This is a genomic window from Rhabdaerophilum sp. (assembly GCF_046092605.1).
Taxonomy (GTDB): Bacteria; Pseudomonadota; Alphaproteobacteria; order Rhizobiales; family Beijerinckiaceae; genus Rhabdaerophilum.
On the sequence record NZ_JBJTDY010000022.1, the window covers coordinates 17,978 to 27,997 of the forward strand.

8 protein-coding genes are annotated in these 10,020 nt (G+C 66.5%); 3 read left to right on the forward strand and 5 right to left on the reverse strand.

The window, feature by feature from the left end; translation table 11 throughout:
- Positions 1 to 2: 2 nt before the first annotated feature.
- The 3 genes from pdeM to ACKODO_RS02395 are packed head-to-tail and all read right to left on the reverse strand — an operon-like array spanning position 3 to position 4,127.
- The gene (gene pdeM, locus ACKODO_RS02385) at positions 3 to 719 is read right to left on the reverse strand and encodes a ligase-associated DNA damage response endonuclease PdeM (RefSeq protein ID WP_408981857.1); all 717 of its coding nucleotides are present in this window, start codon (positions 717 to 719) and stop codon (positions 3 to 5) included.
- Positions 716 to 3,205 carry a ligase-associated DNA damage response DEXH box helicase gene (locus tag ACKODO_RS02390; RefSeq protein WP_408981858.1) on the reverse strand — a complete coding sequence of 830 codons (2,490 nt, stop codon included), beginning with the start codon at positions 3,203 to 3,205 and terminating at the stop codon, positions 716 to 718. Before ACKODO_RS02390 ends, pdeM begins: the two co-directional genes overlap by 4 nt.
- On the reverse strand, positions 3,198 to 4,127 hold the full coding sequence (locus ACKODO_RS02395) for a methyltransferase domain-containing protein (RefSeq protein WP_408981859.1): 930 nt from the start codon (positions 4,125 to 4,127) through the stop codon (positions 3,198 to 3,200). The genes ACKODO_RS02390 and ACKODO_RS02395 overlap by 8 nt, the downstream gene beginning before the upstream one ends.
- Before the next feature lie 47 nt (positions 4,128 to 4,174).
- On the opposite strand from ACKODO_RS02395, the gene ACKODO_RS02400 reads away from it, so the two are divergent.
- Together ACKODO_RS02400 and ACKODO_RS02405 are read left to right on the forward strand one after the other, a co-directional pair.
- Complete coding sequence (locus ACKODO_RS02400) at positions 4,175 to 5,191, forward strand: ligase-associated DNA damage response exonuclease (protein ID WP_408981860.1); 1,017 nt, start codon at positions 4,175 to 4,177, stop codon at positions 5,189 to 5,191.
- Positions 5,188 to 6,789 carry a cisplatin damage response ATP-dependent DNA ligase gene (locus tag ACKODO_RS02405; RefSeq protein ID WP_408981861.1) on the forward strand — a complete coding sequence of 534 codons (1,602 nt, stop codon included), beginning with the start codon at positions 5,188 to 5,190 and terminating at the stop codon, positions 6,787 to 6,789. Before ACKODO_RS02400 ends, ACKODO_RS02405 begins: the two co-directional genes overlap by 4 nt.
- Here ACKODO_RS02405 and ACKODO_RS02410 read toward each other — a convergent pair.
- Complete coding sequence (locus ACKODO_RS02410; protein WP_408981862.1) at positions 6,764 to 8,245, reverse strand: hypothetical protein; 1,482 nt, start codon at positions 8,243 to 8,245, stop codon at positions 6,764 to 6,766. The two genes, ACKODO_RS02405 and ACKODO_RS02410, sit on opposite strands and share 26 nt — an antisense overlap.
- Positions 8,246 to 8,435: 190 nt before the next feature.
- Between ACKODO_RS02410 and ACKODO_RS02415 the strand changes: the two genes are divergently transcribed.
- Positions 8,436 to 9,110 (forward strand): response regulator, encoded by a 675-nt coding sequence (locus tag ACKODO_RS02415; protein WP_408981863.1) that lies wholly within the window; start codon positions 8,436 to 8,438, stop codon positions 9,108 to 9,110.
- Here ACKODO_RS02415 and ACKODO_RS02420 read toward each other — a convergent pair.
- The coding region (locus tag ACKODO_RS02420) for a quinone-dependent dihydroorotate dehydrogenase (RefSeq protein ID WP_408981864.1) at positions 9,111 to 10,020 on the reverse strand (910 nt) is incomplete at its 5' end. It lies immediately after the preceding gene.

Consider the following 10,020-nt stretch of genomic DNA (forward strand, 5'->3'; position numbering starts at 1 on the left):
AGTTAGCGCCGCATCGCGAGCGCGTGGAACGGCACAGGGTGGATTGCCTCACGCGCGATGAGATAGGCGCGCGCATCCACGCCCCAGCCGAGATCGCTGATAGGCCGATCCGTCACGTCGAGAGCGCCCGTGAGGCAGCCGAAGGCCGGCATCAGCAGCCTCTCGCGCGAGGCGAGAAAGCAGCGCCGCCGTTGCATGCCGGCGCGCGTCGCGAGCCGTGCCGCCGGGTGCAGGTGGCCCACGATTTCCGGTCTTCCATCCGCTTCCGGTTCATGGCGCAGGCGCACGCCACCGAGATCGAGATGCCCAAGGCTTTCGCCCGGCAAATCCGCCGGGTGATGCGGATCATGGTTTCCGGTGATCCAGATGAAGCGCACCCGCTCCGCCAGCCGCGTGAGGATCATCGCTGCCGGCGAACCGGCCTCTGGCACCAGATCGGCCCGATGGAAGCTGTCACCCAGCAACACGAGTCTTTCGGGGCGCAGCCGCCTCACGGCGGCCTCGAGGCGCGCCAGGGTTGCCAGGCTGTCATAGGGCGGGAGCATCTGCCCGAACCGCGCCAAGGCGGCGGATTTCTCGAGATGCAGGTCGGCCACGACGAGCATGCTTTCCTCCGGCAGGAAGGCCGCTCCGGAGCAGTCGAGCATGAGGCGCAGGCCCGCGATCCGGCATTCATGGCCGGCCAGTTCCATTTCTGCACCCGCCACAGCGCCCCTCATGCCCCGATTTCCTCCATCAGCCGCGCGGCTTCCTCGCCGATCGCGGCATCGCGCGCCTCGCCATAGACCGGCTCCTTGCCGATCTCGAGCAGGATCGGCACCGAGAGCGGGGAGACCCTCTTCAGCGGGTGATGCATGATTCGCCCCCGGATGCGCATCAGCATGTCCGAGAGGCGGCGAAGATCAAGCAGCGCGCTCGCCGCATCGGCCCGCGCGGCCTTGAGCAGGATGTGATCCGGCTCGTGCCGGCGCAGCACATCGAAGATGAGGTCGGTCGACATGGTGACGGCCCGTGCCTTCTTCTCCATGCCCGGAAAGCGCCGCTCGATCAGCCCGGCGATCACGGCGCAATGGCGGAAGGAGCGCTTCATCAGGGCGCTTTCCTCCAGCCATTCCTCGAGATCGTCGCCAAGCATGTCGGGCGCGAAAAGTTCGGGCAGGAAGGATTCGTGGCGCTTCGCCTCTGATGCGACATCGCCGAGCATCCAGATGCCGAGGGCATAATCATTGGCCACGAAACCGAGCGGCTTCAGCCGCGCGCGCTCCAGCCGGCGCGTGAGCAGCATGCCGAGTGTCTGATGCGCGAGCCGCCCCTCGAAGGGATAGGCCACGAGATAATGCCGCTCGCCGCGCGGGAAGGTTTCCACCAGCAGATCCTCCGGCCCGGGCAGGCGCGATTTCTGCCGCTGGAGTTCCAGCCAGGCCGAGACCTGATCGGGCAGGGCGATCCATTCCTTCGGTGTGGCCAGCATCTGGCGCACCCTTCGGGCCAGATGCGTCGAGAGCGGGAATTTCCCGCCCGCGTAAGATGGCACCATGGGGTCACGCGCCGAGGTTCGGCTGACGATCACGCGATCCTCCGCGAGGCCCTCGAATTTCAGCACCTCGCCGGCGAACACGAAGGTATCGCCCGGCACGAGGCCTTCCGCGAAATATTCCTCGACCTCGCCGAGCAGGCGCCCGAAGCGCAAGGCCTTGCCGCTGCCCACGGTCTTGTTGTGACCCAGGGGCTTGCCGAGATGCACCTTGAGCATCGTTGATTCGACAATCGTGCCGACATTCATCCGGTAGCTCTGCGCGATGCGCGCATGCGCGACGCGCAGACGGCCCTCCTTGTCGCGCTTCACGCGGGCGAAGCGCTCATAGGCCCTGAGCGCGTAGCCACCATCGATGACGAAGGCGAGGACCCTGGAGAAATCCTCTTCCGATAGGTCGGCATAGGGAGCGGCGTCGCGGATTTCCGCCAGAAGCTCCGCCTCGGATCGCGGCTCGGCGACGAGCATCCCCATCACATGCTGGGCCAGCACATCCAGCGCGCCGGTTCGCTTCGTCACCGCGTCCTGTTCCTTCGCGAAGGCCGCCTCGATCGCCGCGCGACATTCCAGCACCTCGAAGCGGTTCGAGGGCACCAGCAAGGCGCGCGAGGGCTCATCGAGCCGGTGATTGGCGCGGCCAATGCGCTGAAGAAGCCGGCTCGCGCCCTTCGGAGCCCCGACATGGATGACGAGATCGACATCACCCCAGTCGATCCCGAGATCAAGGGTCGAGGTGCAGACCACGGCATCCAATTGGCCTGCGGCCATCGCGGCTTCCACGCGCCGTCTTTGCCCCACATCCAGCGAGCCGTGATGCAGCGCGATGCGCTTTCCCGCCTCGTTCTCGTTCCAGAGGAGCTGGAAGAGATACTCCGCCTGCATGCGCGTGTTGACGAAGACGAGGCTGAGCTTCGCCTTGCCAATCTCGGCGTAGATCTCCCTGATCGCGTGGCGCGCGGAATGCCCGGCCCAGGGCAGGCGCTCCTCGGTTTCGAGCATGGTAAGGATGGGCTCGGCGGCTTCTTCCGGGGCCGCGAGCACGAGATCCGCCATCGCTTCGCAGCCGCCCTGCCCCGTGAGCCAGCGGCGCAGGTCGTCCGGCTCGGCCACCGTCGCCGAGAGCCCTGCCGTCACGAGGCCCGGCGACAGCGCACGCAGGCGCGCGAGGCCGAGGGCGAGCAGGTCGCCGCGCTTGTTGGGCGCGACCGCATGGATTTCATCGATGATCAGCCGGTTCAGCGAACCGAAGAGTTTCCCCGCCTGCGGATGCGCGAGCATCAGCGCCAGCTGTTCGGGCGTTGTCAGCAGGATATCCGGCGGGCTGGTCATCTGCCGGGCACGGCGGGAAGCAGGAGTATCGCCCGTGCGCGCCTCGATTCGGATGGGAAGACCCATTTCCGCTGCCGGAGTTTCAAGATTGCGCGCAACATCCACCGCCAGCGCCTTCAAGGGCGAGATGTAGAGCGTGTGAAGCCGCCGCACCGGGCGCGGCGCCATGAGGTCGATGAGGCTCGGGAGGAAGCCGGCGAGCGTCTTGCCCGCGCCCGTCGGCGCGATCAGCAGGGCGGAGCGGCCCGCCTCCGCCTTATCGATCATTGCATGCTGATGGGCGCGCAGGGACCAACCCTTCGCCGCGAACCATCGCGTGATCTTGTCGGGGAGTTCAGCCATCCCGCGACAGCACGTAAAGCGCGCCGGGCACCGGCTCGCCCCGGTCACGCCGGGCACTCACTTGCGCGCAATCGAGTATCACGAAACCGGATTCGCGTGCCCAGCGCAGGAGGTCCGCCTCGGCGTGATGCACGCGAAGATCGGCACCCACGCGGCTCGGCCCCTCGCCCGCATCCTGCACCGTGAAAGCGAAGAACCCATCACGGGTGAGCACGCGCCGGACTTCGCGGAAAAGGGGGGCGAGGTTCTCAATGTAGCAGAAGACATCCGCCGCGATCACGAGATCGGCCGATTGCGCGGGTTCGCCGGCAAGCCACAATTCGGCTTCCAAACAATCAAGGCGGCTGTAGAGGCCCGTTTCCCGCGCGATTGCCAGCATGCGCGAGGAGAGATCGACGCCATCCATGACGCCAAACTGTCCGGCGAGCGCCTTCGCCATCAGCCCCGTGCCGCAGCCGAGATCGAGCACGCGCGCCCATCGCTGCGCCCCCGCGACGCTCGCCAAAGCCCCCGCCAGCAATTCCGGCGCGCGATAATCGAGCGCGGACCCAAGATGCGCATCGAAACGCGGGGCGTAATCATCGAAGAGCGCGGCGACATAGCCTGTGGTGACCGCGCCACCCTCCGCGCCCATCCGGGCGAGAAAGGCGCGGGCGCCCAGCATGTCCGCCTCATCACCCCTCGCGACCCTCTCGAAGGCCGCGCGCGCTTCCGCCTCGCGGCCCAGGGCAAGCGCCGCCTTGCCGAGGCCGAGACGCGCGGGCAGCCAATCGGGAACCCGTTCGAGGGTCTGTTCGTAAAGGTCGAAGGCGGCTCGCGCATCGCCATCCGCCCATGCGCCTTCGGCATAAGCGAAGCGGCGATCGGCGAGCAAATCGCCGGAACCCTGCGCGAGACTGGCGGAACGGGCAGCGGAAGACATATGTCGGTGCTTACGCGATTTGACGGGCGGCGAGAACAGGCAAGACCATGAGACCTTCCGAACTGCTGCATCCGCGCCCGGAAGGCCTCTATTGCCCGCCCGGCGATTTCTACGTCGATGCGATGCGCCCGGTTGCGCGCGCGCTTATCACGCATGCGCATTCCGACCATGCCCGGCCCGGCCATGGCGCGGTGATGGCGAGCCGGGAAACGCTCGCGATCATGGGCCTGCGCCTCGGCGAAGGTTTCTGCGAGACGCGGCAGGAAGCGACGAACGGCGAGTGGTTGAATATCGGCGGCGTGGAGGTCGCGTTCTTCCCCGCCGGCCACGTGCTCGGCTCCTGCCAGATCGCGCTCAGATGGAAAGGCCTGACCATCGTCGTTTCCGGTGATTACAAGCGCGAGCCCGATGCCACCGCCGCTCCCTTCGAGGTCGTGCCGTGCGATGTGTTCGTGACGGAAGCGACATTTGGGCTTCCCGTTTTCCGCCATCCCGATCCGCATCGGGAAGTCGGCAAATTGCTGGTTTCGCTTCAGGAAAACCCGCATCGCGCCCATCTTGTGGGGGCATACTCGCTGGGCAAGGCGCAGCGCCTCATCCGCCATCTGCGCGAGGCGGGGTATGAAAGGCCGGTTTACCTTCATGGCGCGCTCGAAAAGGTGACCGGCTATTACGAAGAGGTGGGCATCGCATTGGGGCCGCTCGCGCGCGCCGCCGGCCTGCCGCGCGGCAGCCTCGCGGGCGAGATCCTGATCTGCCCGCCTTCGAGCCTGAGCGATATCTGGTCGCGGCGCTTCGCGGAGCCGCTCACGGTCGCGGCCAGCGGCTGGATGCGCGTGCGGGCCCGTGCACGCCAGAGGGGCGCGGAACTGCCGCTCGTCATTTCCGACCATGCCGATTGGGACAGCCTGCGCCAGACGATTCTGGAAACGGGAGCCAGCGAAATCTGGGTCACCCACGGGCAAGAGGATGCGCTCGTGCATTGGTGCCTTGGCCAGGGCCTCGCGGCACAGCCCCTGCATCTCGTGGGCTTCGGGGAGGAAGCGGCGGAGGATGCCGCGTGAAGGCTTTCTCGACGCTTCTTGACCGTCTCTCCCACGAGCCGCGCCGCACGGAAAAGCTGCGCCTTATCGTGCGCTATCTGCGCGAGGCGCCGGACCCCGATCGTGGCCATGCGCTGGCGGCTGTGGGTGGTGCGCTCGACATTCCGGCCGTGAAGCCCGCCAAGCTGCGCGCTTTGGTCTCCGAGCGGGTCGATCCGGTGCTCTTCAGCCTTTCCTATGATTTCGTCGGCGATCTCTCCGAGACCATCGCGCTGATCTGGCCGGCCCAGGTCACCGGCAAAGATGCGCCGCTCCACCTCGCGGAGGTGATTTCCACGCTCCTTTCGGCCAGCCGTCGCGAGGGGCCGGCCCTGATCGCCCGATGGCTCGACGAACTCGACGAAACCGGCCGCTGGGCCTTGCTGAAGCTCATCACCGGCGCTTTGCGCGTCGGCGTTTCGGCGCTTCTCGCAAGGCAAGCCCTGGCGGAATTCTCGGGCCATCCGGTGGAGGAGATCGAGGAGGTCTGGCACGGGGTAGAGCCGCCTTACACCGATCTTTTCGCCTGGCTGGAGGGACGCGGCCCAAGGCCAGACCCCTCCGCCGCGCTCACCTTCCGCTCGCCGATGCTGGCGCATCCGATCGAGGATCAGGATTTCGAGACCCTCGCGCCGTCCGAGTTCCATGCCGAATGGAAATGGGACGGCATCCGCATCCAGGCGGCGACGCGATCCAACGGGCTTGCACGGGATGTGCGGCTGTTCTCCCGCAGCGGCGATGACATCACCACCGCTTTCCCCGACCTCATCGAGGCCTTGCCGAAGGACGCGGTGATCGACGGCGAACTGGTGGTCGCGCGCGACACGGTGGTCGCGACTTTTTCGGATCTCCAGCAGCGCTTGAACCGCAAGAGCGTCTCGGCGGCCATGCTGCGCGATTCCCCCGTCGCGCTGATGGCCTATGACCTGCTGCAGATCGGCGGCGAGGATCTGCGCCCGCATTCCCTGCCCGCGCGTCGCGCGCGGCTCAAGACGCTGGTCGAGGCGAAAGCCCATCCGCGCCTCATGCTCTCGCCGGCCATCCCCTTCGCGACCTGGGAGGAACTCGCCGAGAAGCGGGCGCAATCCGCGGAGAACCCGGCCATCGAGGGCGTGATGCTGAAGCGGCTCAACAGCCCCTATCTCACGGGCCGCCCCAAGGGCTTCTGGTACAAGTGGAAGCGCGATCCGATGATCGCGGATTGCGTGATGATGTATGCGCAGCGCGGGCACGGGAAACGCTCCAGCTTCTATTCGGATTTCACCTTCGGCGTCTGGGAGGGCGAAAAGCTCGTGCCGGTGGGCAAGGCCTATTTCGGCTTCACCGACGAGGAACTGAAGGGCCTCGACCGCTTCGTGCGGCAGAACACCATCAACCGCTTCGGCCCGGTACGCGAGGTCGTGCATGCGCCGGATTCCGGCCTTGTGCTGGAAATCGCCTTCGAGGGCTTGCAGGAATCGACCCGCCATCGCTCGGGTCTGGCGATGCGTTTCCCGCGCATCCACCGCATCCGGAATGACAAGAAACCAGCAGAAGCCGATCGGATCGAAACCCTCAGATCGCTTCTGCGGAAGGCGTGATCGGCAAAGCATGGGGCTTGCGCGATTGCAACGCCCTGACGCCCGCGCGCAAAAGGTCGGCTAGCCTTGCGACAAGGATCAGCAGCAGGCTGCCCAGCATCAGGCACAAGGCCGGGCGCTCCTGCAAGGCGGCTTCGGCCGGCAGCAGGAACAGCAATGCCATGGGAGCCAGCACAAGAAAGCGCGCCAGCAGCAGCCGGGAGGAGCGCAACGCCTTCTCGCCTGCCCGCCGGTAGAGGCTGGTCTCGCTGATCAGCAATGCCGCGCCATGCATCAGCAGTCCGATGGCGATAAGGCCGATCAAGGGCGCGGCCTGCAGCCAGCCGGCCCCCAGCACTGCGGGCAACCCGCGCGAGGCGGCGATGGCCGGGCCGATCAGGCCCGGCTCGAGGCGAAGTTCGGAAATCGGGAAGCTGACCGAGTATCCGCGAGCGCGGCAGGCGCGGAACGAGTCAAGCACATCCCGTGGCGCCTCTCCACACACTTTCAGCCAGCCGAGAATGGCCTCGTCAAACACGAAGAGCGGCCAGCTCGCCGGCGGCTGGTCGGCGATCTGCGTGACGACGATCTCGTGCAGGCGAATGACCTCCATCATCACGAGCAAGGCACCGGCCAGCGCGATCATGAGCGCGAGCAGGGCAACCAGCATGCCCTGGCCCGCCCGTTCGCCGGCCGGACGCAGGGCGGAAGCAAGGCCGCCAAGGGCAAACCCCGCGACGAGATCGGGCAGCCCCTCTCGCCATTGGCCGGCGGGAATGGCGGTTGTCGCGTCACGCAGCATCATCGCCAGCGTGCCCTGCAGGCTTTCCAGCGGAAAGGCGCGTTCCACGAAGGCGGCGGCCCCCAGCGGAGCCACGGCCAGAACGAGACCCAGGAGAAGGATCGCCCGCGCGAGCCGCGAGAGGCCAGCGGCTCCGCCCAGAGCGACACCAAGGGCCAATCCCAGAATGATCGGGCCACGCAAAGCCTCGGCCTCGCGCTGGAGGGCGGCAGCGAAACCGGCGCTCACCGGCGGCAGCCACAGGGCGATCAGCACGAGAGCCATGATCGCCAGGGCCAGGCGCCGGAGCACGCCACCCATGGCAAGGATTTTTCCGCCGGAAACCCCGAAGCCCGCTTCTCGCGGGAGCAGCGCGATCGTGCCCAGCATATAGCCGGCGATGAGGCAGCCGGCCCGGACCGGGTTTTCGAGCGCAACGCCACCGCTGACGGCAAGCCCCGCAAGGAGCAGGATGACAAGGCGCGCCACCCGCCCGAAAGCCTGCGACCGCAGCCGCTCCGCCAGAAAGGGATCGAGCCGATTCGTCGCCGAAAGCACGATCATCAATCCGAAGGAGAGGGCCAGCAGCGCCTGAAGCGCCAGCAGGCCGAGCGGCGCTGGCAGGCCCAGCCACTCCCCGAGAACCAGAAAGAGCGTCCCGGCGGTCGTGATCGAGAAAACGAGAGTGGAAACCATGAAGCCGCCCTTCGCGCCTGCTTTTTCGCCGGGGCGGGAGCGGCTGTCAAACACCGATGGCTGCCTCAAGGGCAACAAACCTGACAGAATGTCGCAGGGTGCGGGTAATTGGATCGGATCATGGTGCAACCGCAATCCGCGTGTTAGCCTTAAAAAAAATCAACAGGCAACATTCCAAGGGGGAAAAGGGATGTCGGCAGGTCTTTCCACGCCTCTGTCCGCGGATGGCCGCGGCACCATCGTCATCGCCGACGATCATCCCTTGTTTCGCGGCGCGCTGCGTCAGGCGGTCAACGGCGTCTTCCGACACCTCCACGTGATCGAGGCCGGCACGCTTGAGGAAGCAACGGCGGCGATCTTGAACGAGCCGGAGGTCGATCTGGTGCTGCTGGATCTGAAGATGCCGGGCGTGAACGGTTTTTCCGGGCTCACCTTCCTGCGTTCGCAATATCCTTCCGTGCCGGTCATCGTGGTTTCGGGCATCGAGGATCCGGCGACCATCCGCACCTGCATCGAATTCGGCGCCTCGGGCTATATCCCGAAGACCTCCTCCATCGAGACCATGCACGGCGCGATCGCGACAGTGATCGGGGGCGGACAATGGACGCCACCGCATATCCGGCTCGATGTGGGGGCGGACAAGGAGACAGCCGATCTGGTCCGGCGGCTCGCCAGCCTCACCCCGCAGCAGATGCGCGTGCTGACCATGCTGTCCGAGGGTCTTCTCAACAAGCAGATCGCGTATGAACTCTCGGTCTCGGAGGCGACCGTGAAGGCGCATGTCTCGGCGATCCTGATGAAGCTTGGCGTCGAAAGCCGCACACAGGCGGTGATCGCCGCCTCGAAGATCGAGCTTCCGGCCTGATCAGCAGGCCGAACTCGCCCAGTCGCGCGCAGCGCGGCCCACCAGGGCGGAAAGTCCCTCCGGCGGCGCGGCGGCGGCCAGCGTGTCCTTGATTTCCTGAAGCAGCGCCGGCCCCTGATAGATCAGCGCGGTATAGAGCTGGACAAGATTCGCGCCGGCCTCGATCTTGGCCAGCGCATCCGCGCCGCTGGCGATGCCGCCGACGCCGACCAGCGGAAACCTGCCCTCGACGCGGAGCCATGTTTTCGCGAGCTTCACGGTGGAGGGCCGGAAAATCGGCCTGCCGGAAAGCCCGCCGGCTTCCTTTGCCTGCGCCTTGTCCTTCAGGCTTTCGGGCCGGGCGGTGGTGGTGTTCGAGACGATCATCCCGTCGATGGGGCGGCGCAGCGCCACTGCCACGATATCATCAAGCTGGAGATCGTCGAGATCAGGCGCGATCTTCAGCAGAACACGGGTCGCAAGGTTTGCCTTCGCGCGGGCATCGAGCGTGCGGTCGAGCAACTCCTCGAGGAAGGCCCTGCCCTGGAGATCCCGCAGGCCCGGCGTGTTCGGCGAGGAGATGTTGAGTGTCACGAATTCCGCATGCGGACCGAGGGTCTGGAGCAGCGCGACGTAATCGCCGATGCGATCGACGCTTTCCTTGTTCGCCCCGAGATTGATCCCGACAATCCCGGCCCGCCGGCGCTTCGCCAGGCGCTGGCGAACGGCTTCCATACCGCTGGAATTGAGGCCGTAGCGGTTGATGACCGCCTCATCCTGCGGAAGGCGGAAGACGCGTGGGCGCGGATTGCCGGGCTGGGGCTGCCGCGTGACGCCGCCGACCTCGACGAAGCCGAAGCCCAGCCGCAGCACGGCATCGGGCACGCGGGCATCCTTGTCGAAACCCGCAGCCATGCCCACGGGATTGGGG